The 26,899-nt window shown below is 63.3% G+C and carries 29 protein-coding genes; 10 read left to right on the plus strand and 19 right to left on the minus strand.

Translation table 11 applies throughout. The features are described from left to right. Positions 1–145 precede the first annotated feature (145 nt). The 12 genes from ACGYK2_RS02505 to fabD form a co-directional block, all read right to left on the minus strand. Positions 146–1,324, minus strand: a complete 1,179-nt coding sequence (locus ACGYK2_RS02505; RefSeq protein ID WP_271689885.1) for a phage major capsid protein — start codon at positions 1,322–1,324, stop codon at positions 146–148. A 35-nt stretch (positions 1,325–1,359) separates the two neighbouring features. Then, a complete protein-coding gene (locus tag ACGYK2_RS02510; protein WP_271689884.1) occupies positions 1,360–1,968 on the minus strand; it encodes an HK97 family phage prohead protease in 609 nt (202 codons plus the stop codon). A gap of 23 nt (positions 1,969–1,991) precedes the next feature. Further along, positions 1,992–2,219 carry a hypothetical protein gene (locus ACGYK2_RS02515; RefSeq protein ID WP_394374191.1) on the minus strand — a complete coding sequence of 76 codons (228 nt, stop codon included), beginning with the start codon at positions 2,217–2,219 and terminating at the stop codon, positions 1,992–1,994. Then, positions 2,209–3,387 (minus strand): phage portal protein, encoded by a 1,179-nt coding sequence (locus tag ACGYK2_RS02520; protein ID WP_271689883.1) that lies wholly within the window; start codon positions 3,385–3,387, stop codon positions 2,209–2,211. The genes ACGYK2_RS02515 and ACGYK2_RS02520 overlap by 11 nt, the downstream gene beginning before the upstream one ends. A gap of 131 nt (positions 3,388–3,518) precedes the next feature. Then, on the minus strand, positions 3,519–4,745 hold the full coding sequence (locus tag ACGYK2_RS02525) for a DNA-packaging protein (protein ID WP_394374209.1): 1,227 nt from the start codon (positions 4,743–4,745) through the stop codon (positions 3,519–3,521). A 52-nt stretch (positions 4,746–4,797) separates the two neighbouring features. After that, entirely contained in the window at positions 4,798–5,142 is a 345-nt protein-coding gene (locus ACGYK2_RS02530; RefSeq protein ID WP_271689882.1) for a hypothetical protein, read from the minus strand. A 222-nt stretch (positions 5,143–5,364) separates the two neighbouring features. Next, positions 5,365–6,549 carry an endolytic transglycosylase MltG gene (gene mltG, locus ACGYK2_RS02535; RefSeq protein WP_271689880.1) on the minus strand — a complete coding sequence of 395 codons (1,185 nt, stop codon included), beginning with the start codon at positions 6,547–6,549 and terminating at the stop codon, positions 5,365–5,367. Then, entirely contained in the window at positions 6,550–7,809 is a 1,260-nt protein-coding gene (gene fabF / locus ACGYK2_RS02540) for a beta-ketoacyl-ACP synthase II (protein ID WP_271689878.1), read from the minus strand. A gap of 142 nt (positions 7,810–7,951) precedes the next feature. Beyond that, positions 7,952–8,485: a GNAT family N-acetyltransferase gene (locus ACGYK2_RS02545; protein WP_271689877.1), complete on the minus strand. Its 534-nt coding sequence runs from the start codon at positions 8,483–8,485 to the stop codon at positions 7,952–7,954. 159 nt (positions 8,486–8,644) lie between these two features. Then, the gene (locus tag ACGYK2_RS02550) at positions 8,645–8,878 is read right to left on the minus strand and encodes an acyl carrier protein (protein ID WP_067261852.1); all 234 of its coding nucleotides are present in this window, start codon (positions 8,876–8,878) and stop codon (positions 8,645–8,647) included. 202 nt (positions 8,879–9,080) lie between these two features. Beyond that, the gene (gene fabG / locus ACGYK2_RS02555; RefSeq protein WP_271689876.1) at positions 9,081–9,818 is read right to left on the minus strand and encodes a 3-oxoacyl-ACP reductase FabG; all 738 of its coding nucleotides are present in this window, start codon (positions 9,816–9,818) and stop codon (positions 9,081–9,083) included. Between the two features lie 66 nt (positions 9,819–9,884). Continuing rightward, the gene (fabD, locus tag ACGYK2_RS02560; protein WP_271689875.1) at positions 9,885–10,817 is read right to left on the minus strand and encodes an ACP S-malonyltransferase; all 933 of its coding nucleotides are present in this window, start codon (positions 10,815–10,817) and stop codon (positions 9,885–9,887) included. Between the two features lie 236 nt (positions 10,818–11,053). Between fabD and rpsF the strand changes: the two genes are divergently transcribed. The 6 genes from rpsF to ACGYK2_RS02590 all read left to right on the plus strand — a co-directional run bounded on the left by rpsF (position 11,054) and on the right by ACGYK2_RS02590 (position 15,398). Continuing rightward, positions 11,054–11,407, plus strand: a complete 354-nt coding sequence (gene rpsF / locus ACGYK2_RS02565) for a 30S ribosomal protein S6 (protein WP_067261847.1) — start codon at positions 11,054–11,056, stop codon at positions 11,405–11,407. Between the two features lie 29 nt (positions 11,408–11,436). Beyond that, entirely contained in the window at positions 11,437–11,664 is a 228-nt protein-coding gene (gene rpsR, locus ACGYK2_RS02570; RefSeq protein ID WP_005852865.1) for a 30S ribosomal protein S18, read from the plus strand. A gap of 11 nt (positions 11,665–11,675) precedes the next feature. Further along, complete coding sequence (rplI, locus tag ACGYK2_RS02575) at positions 11,676–12,302, plus strand: 50S ribosomal protein L9 (RefSeq protein WP_271689867.1); 627 nt, start codon at positions 11,676–11,678, stop codon at positions 12,300–12,302. A 161-nt stretch (positions 12,303–12,463) separates the two neighbouring features. Further along, complete coding sequence (locus tag ACGYK2_RS02580; RefSeq protein ID WP_168612589.1) at positions 12,464–12,754, plus strand: hypothetical protein; 291 nt, start codon at positions 12,464–12,466, stop codon at positions 12,752–12,754. Between the two features lie 127 nt (positions 12,755–12,881). Further along, positions 12,882–13,367 carry a lytic transglycosylase domain-containing protein gene (locus tag ACGYK2_RS02585; RefSeq protein ID WP_271689866.1) on the plus strand — a complete coding sequence of 162 codons (486 nt, stop codon included), beginning with the start codon at positions 12,882–12,884 and terminating at the stop codon, positions 13,365–13,367. A gap of 72 nt (positions 13,368–13,439) precedes the next feature. Next, complete coding sequence (locus tag ACGYK2_RS02590; protein WP_271689865.1) at positions 13,440–15,398, plus strand: bifunctional 2',3'-cyclic-nucleotide 2'-phosphodiesterase/3'-nucleotidase; 1,959 nt, start codon at positions 13,440–13,442, stop codon at positions 15,396–15,398. A gap of 316 nt (positions 15,399–15,714) precedes the next feature. Here ACGYK2_RS02590 and tig read toward each other — a convergent pair whose 3' ends face one another. From tig to ACGYK2_RS02605, 3 genes are all read right to left on the minus strand, one after another. Then, positions 15,715–17,046, minus strand: a complete 1,332-nt coding sequence (tig, locus tag ACGYK2_RS02595; RefSeq protein ID WP_067261839.1) for a trigger factor — start codon at positions 17,044–17,046, stop codon at positions 15,715–15,717. Positions 17,047–17,200: 154 nt separating this feature from the next. Continuing rightward, positions 17,201–18,118 carry a calcium/sodium antiporter gene (locus ACGYK2_RS02600; RefSeq protein ID WP_271689864.1) on the minus strand — a complete coding sequence of 306 codons (918 nt, stop codon included), beginning with the start codon at positions 18,116–18,118 and terminating at the stop codon, positions 17,201–17,203. Between the two features lie 127 nt (positions 18,119–18,245). After that, positions 18,246–18,530, minus strand: coding sequence for a DUF2312 domain-containing protein (locus tag ACGYK2_RS02605; RefSeq protein WP_067261835.1), 285 nt, complete (start codon positions 18,528–18,530; stop codon positions 18,246–18,248). A gap of 108 nt (positions 18,531–18,638) precedes the next feature. Between ACGYK2_RS02605 and ACGYK2_RS02610 the strand changes: the two genes are divergently transcribed. Beyond that, positions 18,639–18,878, plus strand: coding sequence for a hypothetical protein (locus tag ACGYK2_RS02610; RefSeq protein ID WP_271689863.1), 240 nt, complete (start codon positions 18,639–18,641; stop codon positions 18,876–18,878). Between the two features lie 67 nt (positions 18,879–18,945). Next, entirely contained in the window at positions 18,946–19,368 is a 423-nt protein-coding gene (locus ACGYK2_RS02615) for a TIGR01244 family sulfur transferase (RefSeq protein WP_271689862.1), read from the plus strand. Between the two features lie 32 nt (positions 19,369–19,400). Here the strand turns inward: ACGYK2_RS02615 and ACGYK2_RS02620 are convergent, their stop codons facing one another. From ACGYK2_RS02620 to ACGYK2_RS02635, 4 genes are all read right to left on the minus strand, one after another. Beyond that, on the minus strand, positions 19,401–22,100 hold the full coding sequence (locus ACGYK2_RS02620) for an ATP-binding protein (RefSeq protein WP_271689861.1): 2,700 nt from the start codon (positions 22,098–22,100) through the stop codon (positions 19,401–19,403). Beyond that, on the minus strand, positions 22,100–22,390 hold the full coding sequence (locus ACGYK2_RS02625) for a hypothetical protein (RefSeq protein ID WP_271689860.1): 291 nt from the start codon (positions 22,388–22,390) through the stop codon (positions 22,100–22,102). The genes ACGYK2_RS02620 and ACGYK2_RS02625 overlap by 1 nt, the downstream gene beginning before the upstream one ends. 6 nt (positions 22,391–22,396) lie before the next feature. Continuing rightward, complete coding sequence (locus ACGYK2_RS02630; protein ID WP_271689859.1) at positions 22,397–22,765, minus strand: response regulator transcription factor; 369 nt, start codon at positions 22,763–22,765, stop codon at positions 22,397–22,399. Between the two features lie 118 nt (positions 22,766–22,883). Further along, the gene (locus tag ACGYK2_RS02635; RefSeq protein WP_271689858.1) at positions 22,884–24,185 is read right to left on the minus strand and encodes a helix-turn-helix domain-containing protein; all 1,302 of its coding nucleotides are present in this window, start codon (positions 24,183–24,185) and stop codon (positions 22,884–22,886) included. Positions 24,186–24,419: 234 nt separating this feature from the next. Between ACGYK2_RS02635 and ACGYK2_RS02640 the strand changes: the two genes are divergently transcribed. Together ACGYK2_RS02640 and ACGYK2_RS02645 are read left to right on the plus strand one after the other, a co-directional pair. Then, a complete protein-coding gene (locus tag ACGYK2_RS02640) occupies positions 24,420–25,766 on the plus strand; it encodes a substrate-binding protein (protein WP_093925940.1) in 1,347 nt (448 codons plus the stop codon). Between the two features lie 101 nt (positions 25,767–25,867). Then, the gene (locus ACGYK2_RS02645; RefSeq protein ID WP_394374192.1) at positions 25,868–26,896 is read left to right on the plus strand and encodes a branched-chain amino acid ABC transporter permease; all 1,029 of its coding nucleotides are present in this window, start codon (positions 25,868–25,870) and stop codon (positions 26,894–26,896) included. Positions 26,897–26,899 lie beyond the last annotated feature (3 nt).

Here is a 26,899-nt window from a genome sequence, read left to right on the forward strand (position 1 = left end):
CCCGCGCCCCTTGGGGCCATGCGGTTATTCCCGGACGCGCACCGGTTGCATTGCTCGGTCGGAGGGGAGCAGCTAGACAACGCAACCTCGCAGGCGCACGTCCGGACCGGGGCCAAGTTGCCCCGGCCCCGGCTTCGGCACCGGCTTACGCCAGGCCGAATTTCATCAGCTTGATCGCCGCGAAATCGCTCACGTCGCCGCCGACACGTTTGGTGGCATAGAACAGCACATGCGGCTTGGCGCTGAACGGGTCGCGCAGGATCCGCAGATCGGGGCGCTCAGCCACGGTGTAGCCTGCCGAAAAGTCGCCAAAGGCGATGGCCATCGCATCGGTCGCCGGATTGGGCATGTCCTCGGCCACCAGCACCGGATAGCCCATGAGCCGCGCAGGCTCGCCTGCCGCCAACCCGTCGGACCACAGGAACCGCCCATCGGTGTCTTTCAACTTGCGCACCTTGGCCGTGGTCTTGGAATTCATCACGAAGACCGCATTCTTGCGGTAAGCCGCGCCAAGGGCATAGACCAACTCGATGATCGCGTCGGCTTCGGGGTTGGCGTTGGTGCCGCTGGGGACATAGCCCAGATTGCCCCAGGTCCAGATGTCGTTGTCCACCGCAGGGTGGCTCAGAAAACCGGTAGGCTTGTCGATGCCGTCACCGCTGACGAAGGCCGCCGCCTCGGCCCGTGCAAATTTGTCGGCGATACGCCCCGCCAGCCAACCTTCGATATCAAAGGCGCTGTCATCCAACAGACGTTGGCTCGCCTTAGGCAGCGCGCTCAGCTCATGCAGCGGCACGGTGATCCGGTCGATCTGGGGCGTGTCCGTCTCGGCCTGCGCGCCGCTTTCGGTCGCCCAACCAGCGCCCACATCGGCGTGATCGACCAGTACGTCATAAGAGGTGGCCTCCACCTGCACCACCGAGGCAATCGCGCGGATCGACGCCCCTGCGTTCAGCACAGATTGCACCCGGTCTGCCGTCTGCGGGTCCACCAGATAGCCGCCATCCGAATTGACCGCCGTCGACATCGATTTGCCGTCCAGTTCCAGCCCGCGCAGCCCGTCGTCATCGCCGTTGCGCAGATAGGCGTCAAAGGCTTTCTTATGCGGCGCATCGTGATCGATCGCGCCTCCCAAGGGGCTGCGGGCAGGCAGGGTCATCTTGCGGTCCATCATGGCAATTCGCTCTTCTGATTGTTGAAGTTTCGTATTGATATCGGCCCGAAAGCCGTTGAAGTCACTGACAAAACCGCTCACGGCCTGCCGCACTTCCTCCGCCGGGGACAGGTCTGTGCCCGCCTTTGTGCTCATCTCACTCTTGGTCATCGCTTTTCCTTCGATCTGCTCAGTCAAACTCAGGCTCAGCCCCGCGCCATCTCGTTTCGCGCGGCATCAAAGGCCGCCGCCATCTCACGCAAGACATGGCCCACGGCCCTGAACTCCCCCTTCGCCCCGACCCGCGCCGATGGCAGCATCGGAAAGGTCACCAAAGACACCTCCCAAAGCTCCAGTTCCGACAGCAGCCGCTGCCCTTTGGTGGTCTTGCCCGCCTTCACGGTGCGGTAGCCGATGCTGAGCCCGTCGATGGCCCCCGCCTCAATCAGCGCCGCCGCCTCCCGGCCCTTGGCCACAGTGCTAAGGATGCGCCCCTTGACCCAAAGACCCCGGCCATCCTCGCGCACCTCGTCCCAAACGCCGATGGGCTGGGCCGGATCGTGCTGCCACAGCATCTTGACGCTGCGTCCCGCCTTCGCGACCGCCGCAAGGCTCGCCGCATAGGCCCCCGCCTCAACCACATCGCCGCCCTGATCGACCGCGCCAAAGAGGCTGGCATAGCCGCTGATCTCCAGCCCTTCCTCGACCGGCGTCACGCTGCCGAAGCGGGCAAATTTATGCTCCAACCCGCCGCCCGCAGGCACAGCTTCCCCGTTCTCCGGCCAGCCGCCGGAGGCATCCAATTGATAAGTCATCGTATTTTCCCTCGTTCAGCCCGCTACGGCGCCACCGCCAGAAAGGATTGCACCGCCTGCGCCAAGATCACCGCCACCACGCCGTAGACCGTCAGCCACAGCCGCCGTTCCAACCGCTCCATCATCTGCTCGATCCGGTCGAGCCGCTTTTGCATGTTCTCGCGATGCACCGCGCTGAGCGTCTCATGCGCCTGAAGCCGCAACCCCGGCGCGCATTCGAAGCGCTCGATCTCACGCAGCTCAGGCATCATCGGCCTCCGCCGGAAGCCCCAACAGGCTGCGCTTCTCCGCATCGCTCAGAAACGCCGCCGCAGACACCCGCGCCCATTGCGCATCACGCTCCGCCGCCAATGCAGGCACTTGGTCGAGGTCCGGCTTTAAACTCACCGCCGCCCCCAAATACCCGCTCAGCCACTCCGCCAGCGCCGCCGTCACCCGTGTCGCCAAAGGCAGCACTGTCAGACGATAGAACGCCCGATGCGCCTCTTGATAATTTGCGTAAGTGGCATCGCCCTGCACCCCGATCAGCATCGGCGGCACCCCAAAGGCGAGCGCGATCTCCCGCGCCGCACTCTCCTTGGTCTTTTGAAACTCCATATCCGAGGGCGAAAAGCCCATCGGCTTCCAGTCGAGCCCGCCCTCCAGCAGCATCGGCCGCCCGGCATTGCGCGCGCCTTGGTGGTGGCTCTCCATCTCGCTCACCAGCCGGTCATACTGATCCTCGCTCAGCTTGCCCTGCCCCTCGGCGCCGCGATAGACGATCGCACCAGAGGGCCGCGCGGCATTGTCCAACAGCGCCTTCGACCAACGGCTCGCCGCGTTATGCACATCCATCGCCATGGCCGCCGCCTGCATGGGGCTGAACCCATAGTGATCGTCCTGGGGGTGAAAGTTGCGGATATGACAAACCGGCGTCGCCGCACCGCTCGCATCAAAACGATGCTTACGCCCGCCCACCGCATATTCATAGGCGACAGGCCAGCCATCCGCCCCCGGCACCACGCTCATCCGGTCCGAGCGCAGCACATGCAGTTCTACCGGCAAACCGCTCTCACCGCCCACGGATTCGACATAGCCATCGCCGCTCAAAAGCATCTGCCCATACAGCGCCTCAAGCATCTCCGCCCGGCCTTGCCCCGCATTCGGGCGGCGCATCAGCTCGATCAGCGGGTGTTCCTCGTAGCGCCGCACGCTGTCCTGCACGACCAGCGGCAGTGCCGCCGCAGCCTCGGCAATCAGCTTGACCGAGCGGAACCCCACCGGATTGCCGCAGAACCCGGCGCGCGTCAGGCTCACGCAATCGCGCGGGCTCCAAGCGACACGGCCCGAGGTCTGATAGGCGACGACCGGCCCCGTGGCGGATGCTTTGCGCTCCGCTGTCTCACCTGCCGCGCCACGCCGTAGAAAATCGAATACCATGTCGTCGCTCCTCATTCTGCCCGGCCCCGGCGGCGAAGACCTGCCTCGCATTGCCCGGCGTTGTCAGACTTTCCCTGAAATCCCTTAACGCTGGAGAAACCCACCGTGCGCTGTCCCACGCAACAGCCCGCTCACAGGCTCCGCACCCCCGGGCTGCGCCACTGCGCGGCAGGCTCGATCATCAGCTCATGCAGCGCCCAGACCAGCGCATCGACCCGGTCCGGGCTGCCCTTGCCCTCGTACCCCCGCGCCGTCATCAGACACATCTGATCCTCCAACGCATCAAGCCCCGGCAAATGGCTCACCCGCCCCTGCTCATAAAGCGCGGCCACAGGCTCGGCCCGCGCAACCTTGCCCCGCGCCGCATGCACGGTCTTGAGCGAGACCAGCGGATCGACCTGTCGCAAGACCTCGGCCACCAACTGCCCGCCCTGATTGACCTCGGCCACCAACCGATCCGCCCCGTAGCGCGTCATCGCCGCAATCGCCGCCTGTGCCCAGCCCATCGGCGTGGCCCCCTGCACCGTGCAATCGGCCAGCACCACCGCCCGCCAATTCTGCGGCGGCCCCTTGGTCTGCGCCCCCACCACCACGATCCCGCACTCATCCGAGCCCGCTCCACTCGTCGTCGCCGGGTCCAAACCCACCACGATCCGGTCCAGATCCGGCACCTCTCGCACCCGCCCCGCCTCCAACAAGGCCGAGGTCCAGAGCGCCCCCTCCGCGTCCGCCAAGAGCACGCCATCCAACTCCTGCCGCCCCAGCCGCGTGCCACGGTAGCGCGCCCGCACCTCTTCCAGGAACGACCCCGCCAAATTGGCCGCATTCGCCTCCGTCGGCGCATGGGTCGTCACCAACGAAGGCGCGGCCAAAAGCGCCTTCAACACATCCACATTGCGCGGCGTCGTCGTCACGCAGACCTGCGGGCGCTCCCCCAAGCGCAGCGCAAACTGCAACTGGTCCCAAGCCTCCTGCCCGCGCTTCCACTTCGCTAATTCATCCACCCAAGCCGCGTCAAACTGCGGCCCGCGCAGCCCTTCGGGATCATGCGCCGTATGCACCGTGGCAATCGCCCCATTCGGCCAGACCAACCGCTTGCGCGTCGCCTCCCAATCGGGCCGCCGATCCGGCGGGCTACAAGCCAGAATGCCGCTGTCGCCAAAGATCATCACCTCGCGCACCTGCTCGATGGTCTCCCCCACCAGCGCCACGCGGCTGCACTCCCCAGCATCCAACGGCCTACTCCCCTCAACCTTGCTACGCACCCATTCCGCCCCGGCCCGGGTCTTGCCCGCGCCGCGCCCGCCCATGATCACCCATGTCCGCCAATCGCCCTCAGGCGGCAGTTGGTGGTCCAGCGCCCAGAACTCAAACAAAAAAGGGAGAGCCAGAAGCTCTCCCTTACCGAGTTCATTCAGAAACTGCGCTTGGGTCTGAGCATCGGCGCAGGCGATCCAGCTTGCACCCGATGTCAGCCCGCGCTTTGTCCATGTCGAGGGCATAGCCCCCGCGCGCGATTCCAGCTTGTCGGTTTCGACAGTCATTCAGCGTGTTCTCCGCTTTCAGGCAATGCGCCAGCAATCCCGCCACTTTAGACGTTTTGCCAGACACCGCAGTTTCCTTGAGTTCCCCCCCGGACCGGGCCTGTTCCGTCAGACCTTCGATTTCCCGACGCAGCGCGCCGATAGCTTCTTGAAGACCGCGCAGGATTTCCGCGCTGTCTTCCGTCTCTTGCTCCGGGGTAATGATCGTCATCGCTTTACCTCTCGTTGGTTATCCCCAACCGAGCAGACACAAAAAAACGACCACCGGGTCACCCCGGGGCCGTTCGCCCATGTCCTCTAGCGTGCCACAAGTCCTACGTCAGACCGTGCGCAAAGTCAAGAAAAACTGTGTTAACAAGACCTTACAGCGCCGCGCGGCAAGCTCTCCGCGCAAATAAGAACCCCGCTGTCTCCAGCGGGGTTTTCAGTGGTCTCAGTTTCCGCCCGTTGAGGCATTCCCCGCCGCTTCCGCGCCGCGCTCCGCCTCGATCTGACGCCAACGTGCGACATTGCGGTTATGCTCGTCCAAGGTTTCCGCAAAAGCGTGCCCCCCGGTGCCATCCGCCACGAAAAAGACGTAGTCCGTCTCCGCCGGTTGCGCTGCGGCCATCAGGCTCGCCCGGCCCGGGTTGGCGATGGGCGTGGGCGGCAGACCGTCGATCACATAGGTGTTCCACGGCGTCTCTGCCCGCAGTTCCGAGCGGCGCAGCCCGCGGCCCAGCACGCCCTTGCCCTCGGTCACCCCGTAGATCACCGTGGGGTCGGTCTGAAGCCGCATCCCTTGGTTCAAACGGTTCACGAAAACGCTCGCCACCTGCTCACGTTCGGCGGCGACACCGGTTTCCTTTTCGATGATCGACGCAAGGATCAGCAGGTCCTCGGGCGTCTCGATCGGCAGATCGGGGTCGCGCGCTTCAAAGGCTTCGGCCAAGAGCACCTCCTGCGCCGCGGCCATCCGTGCAATCACCTCGGCGCGGTCGTCGCCCGGACGCACCTCATAGCTATCGGGCGCGAGGCTGCCCTCTGCTGGAAGCTCCGCAACCTCGCCGGTCAATTGCTCGACCTGCTTCAGCGCTTCGACAACCTGCCAGCTGGTCACCCCTTCGGCCAATGCCACGCGGAACCGCGTGTCATTCGCACTCGAGATTTCGGTATAGGCTTCGGGAGCCTCTTCCTCACTCGGGGTGAATTCCGCGCGTTCAACAAAACGGCTGGTGACCGGGTCCAACTCACGGACCTGCACGCTCACCCGGTTCACCCCGATGCGATAGACTACCTCAGTACCGCAGGTGCTGGCCCCGCCTTGGGTCACGATATCCACGATCCCCTGCATCGACGTGCCGGGCTGAACAAGAAAGCTGCCCGCCTTCAGGCTGCTCGATTTCTCCTCGTAATCCGCGCCCATGCGAAAGATCGCGGGCGAAGAAACCGCGCCCTGCTCCTCAAGGTTCTGGCTGACCTGCCGCATGTTCGAGCCGCGCTCGACCTGCACACAGATCGCCTGTTCCAACGGCCCTTCAGAGACATAGGTCGACTTGCCCCAGAGGATGATCCCCCCAAGCAGAAACAGGCCGACCAACAGAAACGTCACGGCGTTAGAGGCGATATGACGCCACATTTAGCTGACTTTCCCGAAGAGAACCGATGCATTGGTGCCACCGAAACCAAAGGAGTTGCTGAGCGCCACGTCGATCTTGCGCTCGACCTTCTTGTTCGGCGCCAGATCAATCGGGGTTTCCACCGCCGGGTTGTCGAGGTTGATCGTCGGCGGCGCCACCTGATCGCGGATCGCGAGCATGCAAAAGATCGCCTCGATCGCACCCGCCGCACCCAAAAGGTGCCCGGTGGCGGATTTGGTCGAGGACATGGTCACATTGCCCGCTGCATCACCCATCAGACGCTCGACCGCGCCCAACTCTATGGTATCGGCCATGGTCGAGGTGCCATGCGCGTTGATGTAATCCACATCCGCAGGCTCCAGCCCCGCGTTCTTCAGCGCAGCCCGCATGGAGCGTTCGCCGCCCTCACCATCCTCGGAAGGGGCGGTGATGTGATGCGCGTCGCCCGACAGGCCATACCCCAGCACCTCGGCATAGATCTTGGCACCGCGCGCCTTGGCGTGCTCATACTCTTCCAGCACCACGATGCCCGCGCCTTCGCCCATGACGAAACCGTCACGGTCCACATCATAGGGGCGGCTGGCCTTTTGCGGATCGTCGCCGCGTTTGGTCGAGAGCGCCTTGCAGGCGTTAAAGCCCGCCATGCCGATCTCACAGATCGCCGCCTCGGCACCGCCTGCGATCATCACATCCGCATCACCGTATTTGATCAGCCGCGCCGCATCGCCGATGGCATGGGCGCCGGTCGAACAGGCTGTGACGACCGAGTGGTTCGGCCCCTTGAAACCATAGCGGATCGACACCTGACCCGAGATCAGGTTGATCAGCGCGCCCGGCACGAAGAAGGGGCTCACGCGGCGCGGGCCCTTCTCATGCATCATGACGGCGGTATTGGCGATGGAGTTCAGCCCCCCGATGCCCGAGCCGATCAGAACGCCGGTGCGTTCCTGATCTTCCTGCTCGGTCGGCTTCCAGCCCGAATCCTCAACCGCCTGCTGGGCGGCAGCCATGCCGAAGAGGATGAAGGTGTCGACCTTGCGCTGCTCTTTCGGCTCCATGTATTTATTGGCGTCGAAGGTGCCATCGCTGCCATCGCCCAAGGGCACTTCGCAAGCGTATTGAGTCACCAGTTTGCTGGCATCAAAGCCGGTGATCGGCCCGGCCCCGGATTTCCCATCAAGGATCCGTTTCCAGCTTTCTTCCACGCCGTCCGCGAGCGGGGTAACCAAACCCAAACCCGTTACTACAACTCTGCGCATCTCAGTGCCCCTTGCCGATAATGTCTCGGCGAACCTCTTACCCTGCAAAAGCCTGTAGGCACAAGCATATCGGCGGCGGTCCGCAGGCAGAGCGCAAAAACGCCGATGGGTCGAATCTCAGGGGCCTTCGCGGCTCGTGGGCTCAGCCCGGCGGGCCGCGCCGGGTCATCAGATGCACCGCACCGCCCGCCGTCTTGACGTCGCGCAGCCCCTGATAGCCAAGCGCCCCCGCGATCCGCAAAGCGGCCTCATTCCCCGCCGAGATCATACAGACCGTGCGGCCCGTGATCACCCGATCAAACCACTCATGCGCCGCCCGGGCGGCCTCGGCCCCAAGCCGCTGGTCTTGGGCCTGAGGGGCCAAGACCAGCCGCGCCTCGGGGTAAGTGTCGAAATCCTCGCCGAAATTGCGGGAGCCAAAGACGAAACCGGTCTGACCCAACATCTCGCGCTGGCGGTGGAGCTGCACCGCCCACTGCCCAAAGCCGGTGATCTGCCAATGGCCCGCGTTGCGCAGAAAAGCGTCCCATGACTGCCCCTTGGGCCGGGGCTGATCGAGGATCCGGTCCGCCACATCGGGCATCGCCCAAATCTCGGCATAGCGCTGAAAATCCTCGGCGCGCATGGCGCGCAGGGTCAGTCTGGCGGTGTTGATGGTCGGGATCGTGCGGGACATGGGGTGAATTGCCTTCACGCTTGAAACTTCTTGGCGCAGACATGCGACCTCAGCTCCAAAGGGACAAGCCCGCCCCGTTCAGGCAAATAAAAACGGCGTCATTCCGCTAGGAACAACGCCGTTCTCAAAACTCAAATCCGCCGGTTGCCCGGCAAAGCCTTAGGAGGCTTCTTTGATGAACTTGACCGCATCGCCAACGGTCTGGATGTTCTCAGCCGCGTCATCGGGGATCTCGATGCCGAACTCTTCTTCGAACGCCATCACCAGTTCCACGGTGTCGAGGCTGTCTGCGCCGAGATCGTCGATGAACGACGCATTCTCAGTCACTTTGTCCTCTTCCACGCTCAGGTGTTCTACAACGATCTTTTTCACGCGGTCTGCGACGTCGCTCATAATAAGTCCTCATGTCTTCGGGCCATTCAAGGCCCCTTTTGGTTTCCGCCCGCCGATGATCAGCGTTTGGAGGATGCCCCAAAAGGGGCGGCTATTTCCTTGTTCGCACAAGGCGCAGGGGGTGATCAAGCACCCTCCGTTTCGATTCTGCGCCCCCTTTAGCACATGCGCCGGGCTTGGCAAACGCTATTGAGGCGCAGGGTCACAACATGGCCATACCGCCGTTCACATGCAAGGTGGTCCCTGTCACGTAAGCGGCCTCGGGGCTGGAAAGATAGACAACAGCGGCAGCGATCTCATCCGGGTCGCCCATGCGGCCAGCGGGAATTTGCCCCATGATTCCAGACTTTTGCTCGTCCGTCAGCTTGTCGGTCATGGCGGTGGTAATGAAGCCCGGGGCAACGGCGTTCACGGTGATCCCGCGGCTTGCCACCTCATAGGCCAGCGACTTGGACATGCCCACGACACCCGCCTTGGAGGCCGCGTAATTCGCCTGACCGGGGTTACCGGTGGCGCCCACCACGCTGGAGATATTGATGATCCGGCCCCAACGCGCCTTCATCATGCCGCGCATCACCCCTTTGCAGAGCTTGAAGGTCGCGGTGAGGTTCACGTTGAGCACCGAATTCCACTCGTCATCCGACATGCGCATGAAAAGATTGTCGCGGGTGATGCCCGCATTGTTCACCAGAATATCGACCGAGCCCATGGCTTCCGCCGCCTGTTTCGGCAGCGCGTCGACCGCCTCCATATCGCTGAGGTTGCACGGCAGCACATGGGCGCGTTCGCCCAACTCGGCCTTCAGCGCCTCAAGCGGTTCGGTCCGCGTGCCCGACAGGCCAACGGTAGCCCCTTGGGCGTGCAGCTTGCGCGCGATATCCGCGCCGATGCCGCCCGAAGCGCCGGTGATCAGGGCACTCTTTCCTGTAAGATCGAACATGTCTCTTCCTTTATTCTCTCACGAGGCGCTGTGCCCCGGCGCGGCGAGATGCCACTTTTCTATGTCTTAGGATTCGGCTGCGACCTTCACCTCATTCGGCGTGCCGATGCTGCGGGTGGCCACGCTCTTGTCGATGCGCCGGATCATGCCCGAAAGCGCCTTGCCCGCGCCGATCTCCCACGCCTCTGTCACGCCCCGCGCGGCCATCCACTCGACCGAGGAACGCCAGCGCACCCGGCCCGTGACCTGCTCGACCAGCAACTCGCGAATGCGGGCGGCGTCCGACACCGCCTCGGCGGTGACATTGGCCACCAGCGGCACGGCGGGATCGTTGAAGGTCACCTCGCCCAGTGCTTTCGCCATCTCTTCCCCAGCCGGCCCCATCAGCGGGCAATGGAAAGGGGCGGAGACGGGCAGCAGCAACGCGCGCTTTGCCCCGGCCTCTTTTGCCATGGCGACGGCCCGCTCTACCGCGGGCTTCTCGCCCGAAAGCACGTTCTGGCTCGGGTCGTTCTCGTTGGCGACCTGACAGACCGCGCCCTCGGCAGCGGCTTCGGCCAGTTTCTCGGTCTCTACGATGCCGAGGCCGAGAATCGCCGCCATGGCGCCCTCACCCACCGGCACGGCGGCCTGCATGGCCTTGCCGCGGATGCGCAGCAGCCGCGCGGTGTCAGCCAGTGACAGCGCGCCCGCAGCACAGAGCGCAGAATATTCGCCAAGGCTGTGCCCGGCCACGAAGGCCGCTTTCTCGACACTGACACCTTCGGCCTTCAGCGCGGCCATAGCAGCCAAAGAGGTCGCCATCAGCGCGGGCTGGGCGTTCTCGGTCAGGGTCAGCGTCTCGATGTCGCCCTCCCAGATCAGCTCCGACAGTTTCTCGCCCAAGGCCGCGTCGACCTCGTCGAAAACGGCGCGGGCTTCGGGGTAGGCTTCGGCCAGATCGCGGCCCATGCCGATGGTCTGGGCACCCTGCCCGGGGAAAACGAATGCGATGCTCATGGTTGCAGCCTCTTATTAGCGATTTGGCCTGATGTATCGCGTCCCGTGCCGTAAGGGCAAGCCTTGCGCCGCACCGCCGGTCTCTGGCGCGGCGGGCATCGGGGCTTGCCGTGGCCGGGAAACCGTGTATACGGGCGCTTCCTTGCACAGCATATGAACCGCGCAGACTCTCGTGGTGGGGAGCAAGGATCAACGCCCCGCCTATGAAATGCGCCTTGATACAAATAGGAGTGCACATGCCGCTTTATGAGCATGTTATGATTGCGCGTCAGGACCTGTCCAACACGCAAGCAGAAGGCCTCATCGAACACTTCGGCACCGTTCTCGCGGACAACGACGGCAAGCTCGTCGACAGCGAGTACTGGGGCGTCAAGACGATGGCCTACAAGATCAACAAAAACCGCAAGGGCCACTATGCCTTCCTGCGTTCGGACGCACCCGCGACCGCCGTGCAGGAAATGGAACGCCTGATGCGCCTGCATGATGACGTGATGCGCGTTCTGACCATCAAGGTCGACGAGCACAAAGAACTGCCCTCCGTGCAGATGCAGAAACGCGACGAACGCGACAACCGTCGCGAGCGCCGTTGATCGCCAGCTTGAAGAAGAGGACATAAACCATGGCTGCAAAACCATTTTTCCGCCGTCGCAAAGTCTGCCCCTTCTCGGGCGACAACGCACCTGCGATCGACTACAAGGACACACGTCTGCTGCAACGCTACATCTCTGAGCGCGGCAAGATCGTTCCTTCCCGCATCACCGCCGTATCGGCCAAGAAACAACGCGAGCTGGCCCGTGCCATCAAACGCGCCCGTTTCCTCGCCCTGCTGCCCTACGCCGTCAAGTAAGGAGAGAGCACATGCAAGTTATCCTTCTGGAACGTGTGGCCAAACTGGGCCAGATGGGCGAAGTCGTGGACGTAAAGCCCGGCTATGCCCGCAACTACCTGCTGCCGCAGGGCAAGGCGCTGTCGGCCTCCAAAGCCAACGTCGAAGCCTTTGAAGGCCAGAAAGCCCAGCTCGAAGCACAGAACCTCGAAACCAAGAAAGAAGCCGAGAAATTCGCCGAGAAGCTGAACGGTCAGCAGTTCGTCGTGATTCGCTCCGCTTCCGACGCCGGTGCGCTTTATGGCTCCGTCACCACCCGTGACGCCGCCGATGCTGCAACCGCCGAAGGTTTCACCATCGACCGCAAGCAGGTCGTTCTTGGCAACCCGATCAAGGAACTGGGCGTGCATGATGTGCGCATCATCCTGCACCCCGAAGTCGACGCCACAATCGAGCTGAACGTTGCACGTTCGCCCGAAGAGGCCGAGCTTCAGGCATCGGGCAAATCGATTCAGGAACTGGCCGCCGAAGAGGAAGCCGCCGCTGAATTCGAGATCTCCGAACTCTTCGACGACATCGGCTCTGCCGCTGACGAAGACGGCGACTCGGACGTGGTGCGCACCCCCGAGGGCGACGCACAGGACGACAGCAACAGCTGATCCGGCCTGTCCGATCTGACATGAAACGCCGCGCGGTTCTCCGCGCGGCGTTTTCTTTTGCGCAGCCCCTCCAACCGCCCCGCGCGCGCCTCTGACGCAACCCCCTGCAAAAACAGCGCGATTTATGCTATGCTACCTCCGTTCAGCATGGAGGATGACACATGCGTTACATCACCATCACCACTTGGGAACTCGCTGACGGGGCGGATTACGACGTGGCCCTGCGCGCCATCGAAGAAAAGCGCCTGCCCGCTCTCAAGGGCTTTGGCGCCAGCCGCATCACCGTGGTCCGCACCTCTGAGCGCACGAGTGCCGCAATCACCGAATGGCCCGACAGGGCCACGCGCGACGCCGCCGAACTCAAAATCGACGAGGTCCGACGTTCGGTAAAACGCGAAGATCAGAGCCGCATGACCGGCGAAATGAAAGGCGAAATCGTCGCCGACGTTTAAGCATGGCGAAAAGCCGCGCCTGAGGGTCCAAGGCTTGGGCAAGGGGCCGCGTATCCTGCGCCTGCGCTCTTGCCCGATGGCCCCCTTGGGGCGATCCTCGGGGCGAGATAACAAGCTCCGGTGCATCATGCCTCAGACCACACGCCGCATGTTCCTTTCCCTCATCGCCGCCAGCACGCTCACCGCCTGCAACGCCGCGCCCGAAGTCTCCTCCACGCCGCCGCAGCGCCCCGCCCTGCCGCTGCACCCGAATGAGACGCCCGAGTTGCGGCGCAAGATCAACCACTGGGCCGACTTCTACGACCTGCCGCGCCCCTTGGTACACCGTCTGGCCATCCGCGAAAGCACCCACAATCCCCGCGCCCGCAACGGCCCCTATTACGGTCTGCTACAAATCCTGCCCGCCACCGCACGGTCGATGGGGTTCCGGGGCAAACCTTCCGATCTCTTGGACGCCGATACCAATCTGAAATACGCGCTAAAGTACCTGCGCGGGGCGTGGCTCCTGTCGGACGGTGACCATGGCACCGCCATCAAATGGTACGCCCGCGGCTACTATTACGAGGCCAAGCGTCGCGGCATGCTTGTGGAAACCGGCCTACGGGACGGGTGATTAATTTTCGGGCTTGCGCGGCCTCTCGCTTCGCCTCAGGTAGGTGTTAATCACGTCAAGAAGGAACGCCGCATGACCCTCCGCCTCAACCGCCGTCACTTCCTCGCCGGCACTGCCGGATTGCTGGCCCTCCACCCCTTTTCTCTCCGTGCCGCGGCCAATCAGGCGCATCTGCGGTTGATGGAGACGACGGACCTGCATGTGCATGTCTTTCCTTACGACTATTACGCCGACAAAGAGGTCGACACCGTGGGCCTTGCCCGCACCGCCAGCATCGTCAAATCGATCCGCGCCGAGGCGACCAATACCCTGATGCTCGATAACGGCGACTTTTTGCAGGGCAATCCGATGGGCGATTACATCGCTTATGAGCGCGGCATGAAAGAGGGCGACATGCACCCGGTGATCCAGGCGATGAACGCGCTTGGCTATGACGCCTCGACCCTGGGCAACCACGAGTTCAACTACGGGCTCGACTTCCTGATGAAATCCCTCGCCGGGGCCGACTTCCCGGTGGTCAGTGCCAATGTCGTCAAAAAGGTCGGTGCCAAGCCGAGCGACGATGAAACACTGGTCAAACCCTATGTCCTGCTCGACCGGATGTTGACCGATGGCGCAGGTGAGACGCATCCGATCAAGGTCGGCATCATCGGCTTCGTTCCGCCCCAGATCATGAGCTGGGACCGCCGCCATCTCGAAGGCAAGGTGCAGGCCCGCGACATCCTTGAGAGTGCCCGCGCATGGGTGCCCCAGATGAAAGAGGCAGGCGCCGACATCATCATCGCGCTGTCCCACTCGGGCATCGGAGCGGCCAAGGAAGAGGATATGATGGAAAACGCCTCTGTCCCCCTCGCCGCCGTAGAGGGGATCGACGCCATCATGACCGGACACAGCCACCTCGTCTTCCCCTCGGGCAGCTATGCGGACTATCCGGGCGTGGATGTCAGCGAGGGCACGATCCACGGCAAGCCCGCCACCATGGGCGGCTTCTGGGGCAGCCACCTCGGCCTGATCGACCTGATGCTGGAGCGTGACGGCAGCGGCTGGCGCATCGCCAGCCATAGCGCCGAGGCCCGCGCGATTTCGCAGCGCAACGAAGACCGCTCTGTGATGCCGCTGGTGGAAAGCGATGCCGAGGTGCTTGCCTCCGTCCAACAGGAACATGATGAGACGCTGGCCTATGTTCGCCGCGCCGTGGGCAAGACCGACGCCAATCTGCACAGCTATTTCGCGCTGGTGGCGGATGACCCTTCCGTGCAGGTCGTCTCCAACGCGCAGCGTTGGTATATCGAACAGATGCTGGAAGGGACCGAACATGAGGGGTTGCCGATCCTCTCTGCCGCCGCCCCCTTCAAGGCCGGTGGCCGTGGCGGGCCGGAGTATTACACTGACGTCCCGAAGGGCGATGTAGCGATCAAGAATGTCTCCGACCTCTACCTCTACCCCAACACAGCCCGCGCGGTGCGCGTGACCGGGGCGCAGGTGAAAGACTGGCTCGAACGTTCCGCTGGCATGTTCAACCAGATCACCCCCGGGAAGGCCAACCAACCGCTCTTGAACCCCGAGTTCCCCAGCTACAATTTCGATGTGATCGACGGGGTGACCTATCAGATCGACCTTAGCCAGCCTTCGAAATTCGGGCCCAAGGGCACCGTTGCAAACCCTGAGGCAAGCCGGATCGTAAATCTTGAGTTCGAAGGGCAACCCCTTGATCCCGAGGCCGAATTCATCATCGCCACCAACAACTACCGTGCCAGCGGCGGCGGGGCCTTCCCCGGCGCGATGGGCGATACCATCGTCTTTGAAGGGCCCGACACCAACCGCGATGTGATTGTGCGCTATATCGTCGAAAAAGGCACCATCAGCCCCCGCGCCGATGGCAACTGGCGCTTCGCGCCGTTGGAGGAAACGAGCGTGATGTTCGAAACCGGGCCAAAGGCGGCGGACTACGTCGATGAGGTGACAGGGGTAGAGATGGAACAGGTAGGCGACACGGTAGACGGCTTCGCGCAGTTCCGGATTATTTTGTGACGTACCCGGTGCGTATCAGCATCTGACATTGCCACATGGAGCAGCGCCTTCCCTGGGGGCGTTGCAACGATGGTGGCCTGCGGTTGCCCCCATCGCACGCGACTGTTGCGAATTTCCGAGAGCTTGCAAATCGCCCCCCCCGGGGGGAGGGAGGGCGATGCCCGGGGTGCCCCCGGGCGGGACATCCACAGTAGGTTCGGTAACCCTTCAAGCCCATCCAGAGTGACAGGCAAAGGCCACGCTTCTCATCCAGCACAAACGAAACAGGGGCGACGGTTTCCCGTCGCCCCCGCTCCAAAATCCGATCCGGTAAGACTTACTCGTCTTCCAGCTCTTCAACAGCTTTCTGAAGCTCTTCTTTCGAGATCTCTTTCTCGGTCACCTTGGCCTGCTCGACCACGTGATCGACGACCTTGTCCTCGAAGATCGGCGCGCGCATCTGCTGCTGCATCTGCTGGTTCTGCTGTACGAATTCAAAGAACTGACGCTCCTGACCCGGGTACTGACGCGCCTGGTTCATGATCGCTTGGGTCATCTCGGCATCGGTCACCTGAACGTCGGCTTTCTGGCCCAGCTCGGCCAGCAGCAGGCCCAGACGGACACGGCGTTCGGCCAATGTCTTGTGCTCGTCTGTCGGCTCGATCTCGGGGTGGTCGTGGCCTTCCACATCGGGGTTTTCCTCGTGCCACAGCTGATGCGCGATCTGCTTGGCTTCGGCATCGACCAGCGACGGAGGCAGATCAAAGCTGACCTCTTTGTCGAGCGCGTCCAGCAGGTTACGCTTCATCACGGCGCGCGATGCACCGGCGTATTCCGCTTCCAGACGCTCAGCGATCTGACCTTTCAGCGCGTCGAGATCCTCGGCACCGAATTTCTTGGCCATCTCGTCGTTCACTTCAGCGGCGACGGGCTCTTTCACTTCTTTCACAGTGCAAGCGAAGGTCGCTTCCTTACCGGCCAGATGCGCGGCCTGATACTCTTCGGGGAAGTTCACGACGACGGATTTCTCTTCACCCGCTTTCACGCCAACCAGCTGCTCTTCGAAGCCGGGGATGAAGGAGTTGGAGCCCAGCACCAGCGGGTAATCTTCCGCCGCGCCGCCTTCGAATTCTTCGCCGTCGACGGAGCCTTTGAAGTCGATCACAACCTGATCGCCATCTTCGGCCTTGGCACCCTCTTCGCGGGCTTTGAAGTCCTGCGCGGTTTCGGCAAGGCTTGCCAGCGCTTCTTCGACAGCCGCATCGTCTGCTTTGACCACCATCTTTTCCAGTTCGATCTTGCTCAGATCAACTTCGGGAATCTCAGGCAGTTTTTCGTAGGACATGGAGACTTCGACATCGTCGCCTTCTTTCCAGTCCTCATTGGTCATCTTGACCTCGGGCTGCATCGCGGGGCGGTCGCCGGTCTTTTCGAAATGCTCGTTCATGGCGCCGTCGATGCTTTCCTGCATCGCTTCGCCCATGATCCGCTGGCCGAACTGCTTTTTCAGCAGCGCCATCGGCACCTTGCCCTTGCGGAAGCCCTTCATCTCGACTTCGGGCTGCGCTTCGGCCAGCTTCTCGTTGACCTTGGCTTCAAGCTCATCGGCGGTGACGGTGATGTTGTAACCGCGTTTCAGACCTTCGTTCAGCGTCTCGTTGACCTGCATGTGTGCTCCATAGGGTAAGGCCGCGCGGCGGGGGCGCGGGCGAAAATTTGTGTCCTTCTATGGGTGTTGAACCGCCTGCGCAAGGGGGTCCGCGGCCCATCGCGCCACATCCGCAGAAATCGCCCCCACCCCCGCCGGGCAGCCCAGTGTCGGGCTAGACTAAAAGCACTGCGGCATAAGCCACATAGGCCAGCGCAAAGAGCGCCCCCTGCCCGCGTGTCACGCGCCCGCCAAAGGCGCAGGCGATCAGTGCCACCGTGGCCCCCAGCATCACCCAGATGTCGAGCGTGGCGATCTGCGCAGCCACCCCCACCGGCTGGATCAGCGCGGTGATGCCCAGCACGCCGAGGATGTTGAAAATGTTGGAGCCGACCACGTTGCCCAATGCCACATCGCTCTGCCCGCGCCGTGCGGCGATCACCGATGTGACCAATTCCGGCATGGAGGTGCCAACGGCCACGATGGTCAGGCCGATCACCGCCTCGGACAGCCCCACGGCCTGCGCGAGCGCTACAGCCCCAGTGATCAGAAACCGCGCCGAGAGAATGGTCAGCAAAAGCCCACCCAGCAGCCAGACGAGCGCCAGCCAAGACGGCGCTTGATCCGGCAGCGGCTCCATCGGCTCTGCCCCGCTTCGATCGCTGCGAAAGGTGTAAATCAGATAGGCCGCCAGCCCCACGAGGGCGACGCCCCCCGCAAGCCGATCCACCTGCCCCAGCAGCACAGTGCCGAGGCAGAGCAGGCTCGCCGCCAGCATGACCGTCCCGTCCCGCGCGAAACTACGCCCGGAGATGGCCACCGGGGCGATCACCGCCGCAAGGCCGAGAATCAGCAGGATATTCGCGATGTTCGATCCCACGACATTGCCAAGAGCGATGTCCGGCGCGCCCAGCAAAGCCGCTTGAACCGAGGTCACCAATTCCGGGGCTGAGGTGCCAAAGCCCACCACCGTCAGCCCGATCACCAAAGGCGACAAGCCAACCCTCTGCGCCAGCGCCACGGCGCCGCGCACCAGATACTCACCACCGAGCACGAGCCCCAGCAGACCACCAAGGACAAACAGAATGTTCACGGGAAAAATCTCACCGGCCTCAGACCATCGGGCGCCGCGGAGACCGCGCAGACGCCCGATGCAAATGGGGATGGGCCGGAGGCATTCAAGGCCGCGCGGAAAATTCAGTCCCGCCGCGGCAGGGCGCTCACATGCCCAAGGCTTCTTTGTACATTTCCATCACCGCTTCTTCTTCGGCGATGTCGTCCTTGTCGCGTTTGCGCAGGGCGATCACCTTGCGCAGCACCTTGGTGTCGTAACCGCGCGATTTCGCTTCGGCCATCACCTCTTTTTGCTGTTCGGCAAGGTCTTTCTTCTCGGCGTCCAAACGCTCGATCCGCTCGACGAACTGGCGAAGCTCATTGGCGGTGACCCGGTAGGTCGCATCGCCTTGGGATTCGACGACATCGGGATTGGTGCTGGTATCGCTCATGGGAAGTCCTCACGGAATGGCTGGCTCTGGCGGGTTTGACTACAGGCTGCACGCCCAGCCCGCAAGCGGGACTTGCCCCCCTTGGCGGTTTGGCGTAGCTCTGCCGCCATGGAAAGCGCAAACACATCTATTTTCGATCTCATGGTCTGGGGCGGCGCGGGTCTGTCCCTTCTGGGATTGCTCGGTCTGGGCTGGTGCATCATCAAGGTGAGCCGTGCAAAACGCGCGCAGCTCGACGATGAGGCGATGCGCGTGGTGCTGCGCAAAGTCGTGCCGCTGAATATGGGCGCGCTGTTTCTCTCCGTGATCGGTCTGATGCTGGTAATCCTCGGGATTTCACTGGGCTGATCGGCGCGTTTGACCAGCCCGCCCCGGCGGTGCTGGACAGGGCCGCTGCATCTGCTTAAATCGCCCCATGGATATTCGCCAAATCACCCCCCGCTATTTCGTCGCCCCGCAGATCGAGCCCGGTGACATGGAAAGCCTGCGCGCCCAAGGCATCACCCGCATCCTGTGCAACCGCCCCGACGCGGAAGTGCCCCCCAGCCATCAGGCCGCCGCCATGCGCGAAGCGGCCGAGGCCGCGGGGATTGCCTTTGCCGAACAGCCGCTGACCCACCAGACCATGACCCCCGATGTCATCGCCAAGAACCGCGCCCTCGGCGTGGAGACCGATGACACCGTGCTGGCCTATTGCGCCTCGGGCACCCGTTCGACCATCGCTTGGGCCTTGGGCCAAGCCGGCGAGATGGACAGCGACGCGATCATCGAAGCCGCACGTCAAGGCGGGTATGACCTTGAGAACATGCGCCCCATGCTGGGGCAAAGCTATACCTGAGGTCTCTGTCGGTCCCCTTGGGGGCCGGTGTCCTACGCCGCCGCGGTCAAGGCGCGGGCAGGCAGTTGAACCCGGAAGGCCGTGCCGGGCACATCCCGCAGAAAGCTGATCTCTCCGCCCAAGCGGCACATGATTTCACGGCAGATGGCAAGGCCAAGCCCCGCGCCATCGCCCTCCCCCGTGATGCGCGAGAACTTCTCGAAAATCAGCGCCTCCGACCCCGCGTCGATCCCATGGCCGTTGTCGACGAAATCAATCACCAGCCCCTGCGCCGTCACCCGCGGCGTGATCAGCAGTTGCGGGTCATCCGCAGCGCAGTATTTGCGGGCGTTGGTGACGAGGTTGATAAAGACCTGCACCAGCCGGTCGAGATCGCTGGTCAGCACAATATCCTCGGCCTGCGGATCGCGCAGCACCTTGAGCGGCCGCGTGGCCCCCGCTTGCGCCGTGGTCACCGCCAGATCCAGCAGATCGCGTAGGTTGCCTTCGCGCTGGTTCAGCGTCACCTGCCCGTTCTCCAGCACCGACAGGTCCAACAGATCATCCAATAGCCGCGTCAGACGGATCGTCTCGCTATGGATGATCGTGGCATAGCGGTTCTTGTCGGCGTCCGTGAGACCGGGCGCATCGCGCAGGATTTCGGAGAACGAGCGGATCGAGGTCATCGGCGTGCGCAATTCATGGCTGATCTGACTGAGGAAGCTGTCCTTTTGCAGCGACAACTGCGTCAGCTTCTCATTCGCCGCGCGCAGCTGCGCTGCCGTCTCGGTCAGCTCGCGCGACTTGGCCTCTAACTGGCTGGAATACTCCAACATCTGCGCGGATTCGTCGGCCACGGCCAAAAGGTCTTGGACCGAGACCGAGGCCCCGCCGACGATCTGCGCCACCATCGCATGGGCCGTGGCCGCCCCGACCGAGGCTGCCAACTCCCGCTCCAGCGCCTGCACGAATCGTGGCGTGGGCTCAGGCAGACGTTGCCCCTGCCCTTGCCGTTCGGCCTCGCGGGTGAAAAACGCCTGCGCCTCCGTCGCGCCTAAGATCCGCTGCGCCATGATCATCAGGTCTTCGCTGCCCGCGACCGAGGCCGTCCACCCCCGCGCCGGGCCGGAATGGTCAAAAACATTAACGAATTGCGCGCCCTGTAGCCGCTCCAACGGTGTAGGGAAGCTAAAGAGAGAGACGACGACGAAAACCAGCGTGTTGAGCGCGAGGCTCCAGACCACCGCATGCACCGTCGGGTCGATCCCCGCGATGCCGAAAAGCGCCTCGGGGCGCAGCCAAGCGAGCCCCCAAAGCCCCTGCTCCAAGGTTGCGGTCGACAGAGCCACATCCGTGCCAAAGCTGGGCAGCAGCATGGTAAAGACCCAAAGCACAAAGCCCGTGCCCAGCCCGCAAAGCGCACCGGTCCGCGTGGCCCCGCGCCAGAGCACGCCGCCCAGCATCGCGGGCAGAAACTGCGCCACCCCGCCGAAGGAAATCGTGCCAATCGCCGCCAGCGCCCCGCTGCCACCCGAGGCGCGGTAATAGAGATAACCCAAGCCCACCACGCAGAAAATCGACAACCGCCGCGCAAGGATGACGATATTGCGCACATCCCCCGACTGCGTCGCCCCATCGCGGCGCAGCGCCAGCCAGATCGGCATGACGATATGGTTGCTCACCATGGTCGAGAGCGCCAGCGTGGCGACGATCACCATCGAGGTCGCCGAAGAGAAACCACCCAAGAAAGACAGCATCGCCAGCCCGTTCTGCCCCTGGCTGAGCGGCAGACTCAGTACGAAAAGATCGGGGTTCGCGCCTTCGGGCATCAGGTCTAGCCCCACCACCGCGATGGGCACGACGAAAAGGCTCATCAGCATCAGGTACAGCGGGAAGGCCCAGCTTGCGATTTGCAACTGCCGCTCGTCGTCGTTCTCGACCACCATGACCTGAAACATGCGCGGCAGGCACAAAAGCGCGGCCCCCGAAAGCACGGTCAACGCGGCCCAACGGCTGCCCTGCACCTCCCATTGCCCGATGTCTGAGGCGTCGATCCGCGCCAAGGTCTCGCCCAAGCCTCCGGCCAGGCCCCAGATGACGTAGACCCCCACCGCCACCAGCGCCAAGAGCTTGACCACCGCCTCCACCGCGATGGCGATGACCACACCGTGATGCCGTTCGTTCACATTCAGGTTCCGGGTGCCGAAAAGCACGGTAAAGAGCGTCAGCCCCGCCGCGACCCAAAGCGCCGCCTGCCCCCGGTTGATCACATCGCCCCCCGCCTCGGCCAGCGGCACGTCGGCGGCGGCAAAGATTGACAGCGACAAGATAACCGATTGTAATTGCAGCGCGATATAAGGCGTCACCCCGATCACGGCCATGACCGTCACGACGATCGCCAACGTGTTGGATTTGCCGTAGCGCGAGGAAATCAGGTCCGCGATCGAGGTGACGCGATGGCTTCGCCCGATCCGCACCAAACGCCGCAGCCCCCACCACCAGCCGATCATCACCAGCGAAGGGCCGAGGTAGATGGTCACATATTCCAGCCCCGAGCGCGCCGCATATCCCACCGCGCCGTAAAAGGTCCAAGCGGTGCAGTAGATCGACAGCGACAGGGTATAGACCAGTGGCGAGCGCAGCAGCCAGCCGCCCTGCCCGCGCAGGGCCGCGCGTTCGGCGGCGAAGGCCACGATGAACAGGCCCGCCACATACATCAGGCAGACCGCCACCAACTGGTTGAGCGATACCATCAGCGCGGCCCGTCCGGCTGTGCTGCATCCTCACCCGAGGCCACATCCCGGGTCCGCCGCCAGAGGGCCCATGTCCCCAAGATAAGCAGCGCCCAGACCCCAAAGAGATAGCGCAGCGCCACGCTCATCGGGATGGTCGGCGCAGTGGGGTCCGGGCTGGCGGCTGGCACGGGCCAGAGCAGCGGCACCATCCACAGCATCAGCCCCAGAAACGGCAACAGGCGCACTGCATCCATCATCCGTCGCTGACGGTAGCCGCGTTTTTCCAAAAAGATCGGCCTACGGGGCATGGCGGGTCAACTGGCGATCAGGTCGCGTACCGCGTCCAACATCTCGGCATTCGAGAACGGCTTGGTCATGAAGCGGCTGACACCCGCCTTTTCGGCCATGGCGCGGTCCCGGCTTTGGCCCCGCGCGGTCAGCATCAGCACCGGCAACGCGCCGGTTTCGGGGTCACCCCGCAGCTCATCCAATATCTCGAAACCGCTCTTGCCCGGCAGCATCACGTCGAGCATCACCAGATCCGGCGATGCCTTGCGGATCACCTCCACCGCGCCTGTCCCATTGGCCAAGGTCTCCACACGCCAACCCTCTTGGCTCAGCAAAAAGCGGATGGCCTCGGCGATATTCACCTCGTCCTCCACCAGAACTACGAGTTTGCTCATCGGCAAAAAGTCTCCCCCCCTCGGTGTGCGGCGGCCCCGTCTTGCTGCGGGGTCTCGCGCACCGGGGGGAGCATGCATCGGTTTGCCAGCCCTGTCAAAAACTGCCTGCTGCGCCGCTTCAGATCCCCTCGCGCAGGATCGAAGGCTCGCGCCGCGCGCGGCATCCTTCGACCGGGCAAATGCGACAGGTCGCCCCCACCGGCTGCGCAGGCGCTGCCCCCGAGGGGACCGGCAAGAGCAGCATGACCGATTGGCTGAGCGGCGGCGTGTTATAGGCAGCCGCAGCTTGCACTTCGCAGGTGGCAATCGCCTCGAACTCCGCCTGCCCGCGCCCCATCTGCATGACGCGGGATTTCATCACCAGCCCCGGCTGCCCCTGCACCGCAAAGAGCGGCCAAAGCGGGCAGCAGGCGCCAAAGCGCGGCACGGTGAACCCTTCGATCGACTTGGCGAATGTCACGCTGCCAGAACGGTCACAGACCACCAGCCCCGCACCGAGGTCAGGCAGTGACGCCAAGCGCCGCAGCACCCGGCCCATCGGCTGGTCGAGTGCCTGAGCCAATTCGGCAGGATCGTGACCCATCTCCCCCGCCACCCGCTCCAGCCGCGCCAGCCGCGCCAAAGGCAGCGCCGCCGCATCGCGGGCGATCTGTTGCAACACCCCCGTCGCGATATGCCGCGCGGCCTTGGTCTTGAGCGTATCGGCCTGTTCGACCAGCGCCGCAATCGCCGCCTGCGGGGCGCGCGCCTCTTCCAAAGGGTCGAAACGGTAGTCATGCGCGGCGAGGAAACTCTCTACCTCGGCCTGGGGCGAATGGGCCACCTCGCGGGTCTCGGCGGCACTATCGAAATAGGTCACCAGCGCCTGCGCGCTGTCGGACAGGCGGCGGCTGTCTTGGTGGATATTGGCGTGGAACCTGTCGCGCCATTCCGCCTGCAAACTGTCTGTTTCGGCCAGAATCGCGGCGGTGGAGCGGATCGCCGCGGCGGTACTCAATAGCTCATGCATGGAGGTGGCAAGCTGCGGGTCATGGGCCAACCGATCCGAGAGCGCCTCGACCGTCTGCTCCAATGCCGCGATGCGGCGCTGGCTGTTGGCCAGCACCTTGGCCCAGCCCGGAAACCGCCCCGCAAACTCATCCGCCCGGTCGCTCTCCGGCCCGGTTAGCCCCGCATCCTCCGCCGCCTCGCGCAGGGTGGCGATCAGCGCGGCTTCGGCCCCTTCGGTCAGCGCCTGCGGTTCGACCCCAAGCGCATGGGCGATGTTGAGCAAGAGCTTGCCGCCGATTCTGCGCCGATTGTGCTCGATAAGGTTGAGATAGCTGGCCGAGATGCCGCTTTGCTGCGCAAGCTCCGCCTGTTTCAGCCCCGCCATCACGCGCCGCTCACGGATGCGGCTGCCGGTCAGCCCTTCACGCATGGGACGGCCCGGCCGGATGTTTCGCCCGTTGTTTCAAGGTCTTTCTGCGCCGCAATATCATATTCTTTACAGTCCCTCCGGCAGGATTGCGAATATATTTACAAAAAAATCGTTTCGATCAAGCGCCTTATTGATCGGTTTTCATTTTCCGCGCCATAGTTTCTTTGCACTATTGCGTGTTGTGGCATCGGGGGGAGGTTCCGCTGCCGCGACTTACAAAAATGGGAGGACTTCATGTCGTTTACGAAACTGACACGCCGCGGGCTGATCCAGACCGGCGCGGTTGCCGGTGCAGGGTTGGCGCTGCCGACCTATCTGCGCGCGGAAAATCACGCGGGCTTTACCAACGCCCCCACGGGCAGCACCGTGACGCTTGGCTTCAACGTGCCCCAGACCGGCCCCTATGCCGAAGAAGGTCTGGATGAGCTGCGCGCGCAGGAGCTTGCGGTCGAACACCTCAATGGCGGGGGCGACGGCGGCATGATGAACACCTTCAGCTCCAAGGCGCTGAAAGGGAACGGCATTCTGGGCAAGAAGGTCGAATATGTCACCGGCGACACCCAGACCAAATCCGACGCCGCCCGCGCCAGCGCCAAGTCGATGATCGAAAAAGACGGCGCGGTGATGATCAACGGCGGCTCGTCCTCGGGCGTGGCCGTGGCGGTGCAAGACCTTTGCCAATCGGCGGGCGTGATCTTCATGGCGGGTCTCACCCACGCCAATGACACCACCGGCAAGGACCGCAAGGCCAATGGCTTCCGGCATTTCTTCAACGCCTATATGTCCGCTGCCGCCCTCGCCCCGGTGCTGAAAAACGCCTATGGCTCTGAGCGTCGCGCCTATCACCTGACCGCGGATTACAACTGGGGCTGGACCCAGCAGGAATCCATCGCCGCCGCGACCGAGGCGATGGGCTGGGAGACCGTGGAGAACGTGCTGACGCCGCTCGCCTCGACCGATTTCTCCTCCTATATCGCGCCGGTGCTGAACTCGGGCGCCGATGTGCTGGTGCTGAACCACTACGGCGGCAACATGGTGAACTCGCTCACCAACGCGGTGCAGTTCGGCCTGCTCGACAAAGAGGTCAACGGCAAGAAGTTCGAGATCGTCGTGCCGCTCTACTCCGAACTGATGGCCGCCGGTGCCGGGGCCAACGTGCAGGGGGTTATCGGCTCGATGAACTGGAACTGGCAGCTGCAAGACGAAGGCTCCAAGGCCTTCACCAAATCCTTTGGTGAGAAATATGGCCGCCCGCCCTCGAACTCGGCGCATACCTGCTACGTGCAAACGCTGCTCTATGCCGATGCGGTGGAACGCGCAGGCTCGTTCAACCCCTGCGCCGTGGTCGAGGCGCTTGAGGGCTATGAGTTCGACGGTCTGGGCAACGGGCCGACGCTCTACCGCGCGGACGATCACCAGTGTTTCAAGGACGTGCTCGTGATGAAGGGGGCGGAGAACCCGACCAACGAATACGACACGCTGGAGATCGTCGAACAAACGCCCCGTGCACAGGTCGAATATGCCCCCGATCACCCGATGTTCGCGGGCGGTGATCTGGGCAAATGCAACCCCGGCGCGTGATCCGTTGACATCAGATGGCGCGCGGGCCTGATCCTGCGCGCCCTTTTTATCGCTGCAAGCGGCAAGGCCGCTTGTAAACGCTTCCCTTACAGGTGGGGACCATGGACGCAATCCTTCTGCAAATACTCAACGGCCTCGACAAAGGCTCGGCCTATGCGCTGATCGCGCTTGGGCTGACGCTGATCTTCGGCACCCTTGGCGTGGTCAATTTCGCCCATGGGGCGCTTTTCATGATCGGGGCCTTCTGTTCGGTCACGCTGCAACGCATTCTGACGCTGAGCGTCGAGACCATCGACGAGACCAAGAAGGATTTCCTCGGCAATCCGCTGAAGGTCAAAACCCCCTATGTCGAACAGTGGTTCGGGCCGGAAACGGGACAGGCGATCATTGACTGGTCGGTGCCGCTGGCGATCCTCTTTGCGATCCCTGTGATGCTGCTGATTGGCTTCATCATGGAACGCGGACTGATCAAGCACTTCTATAAGCGGCCCCATGCGGATCAGATCCTCGTGACCTTCGGCCTTGCCATCGTCTTGCAGGAAGTCGTCAAATATTTCTACGGCGCAAACCCGATCCCCACCCCTGCGCCGCAGGCTTTCGTGGGCAGCTTCGATTTCGCACCGCTTTTGGGGTTGGACACGTCTTTGGCCTACCCCTATTGGCGCTTGGTCTACTTTGGCTTTTCCACCCTCATCATCGCTGCGGTTTTTGCTTTCTTGCAATTCACCACCTTCGGCATGGTCGTCCGCGCCGGCATGGCGGACCGTGAGACCGTGGGCCTTCTGGGCATCGACATCGACCGCCGCTTTACCATCATGTTCGGCATTGCTGCCGCCGTGGCGGGGCTTGCGGGCGTGATGTATGCGCCGATCAACTCGCCGAATTATCACATGGGCATGGACTTTCTGGTGCTAAGCTTCGTCGTCGTCGTGGTCGGCGGCATGGGCTCGCTGCCCGGCGCAGTGCTGGCGGGGTTCCTTTTGGGCATCCTGGAAAGCCTCGCATCCATGAATGAAATCAAAAACATCATCTACGGTATCGACCAGATCATCATCTACGTCGTTGCCATCGTGATCCTGCTGGTCCGCCCGCGCGGTCTGATGGGGCGCCGCGGCGTGATGGAGGAATAAGAC

Source organism: Sulfitobacter sp. 1A10359, assembly GCF_043558145.1.
Lineage (GTDB): Bacteria > Pseudomonadota > Alphaproteobacteria > Rhodobacterales > Rhodobacteraceae > Sulfitobacter > Sulfitobacter faviae.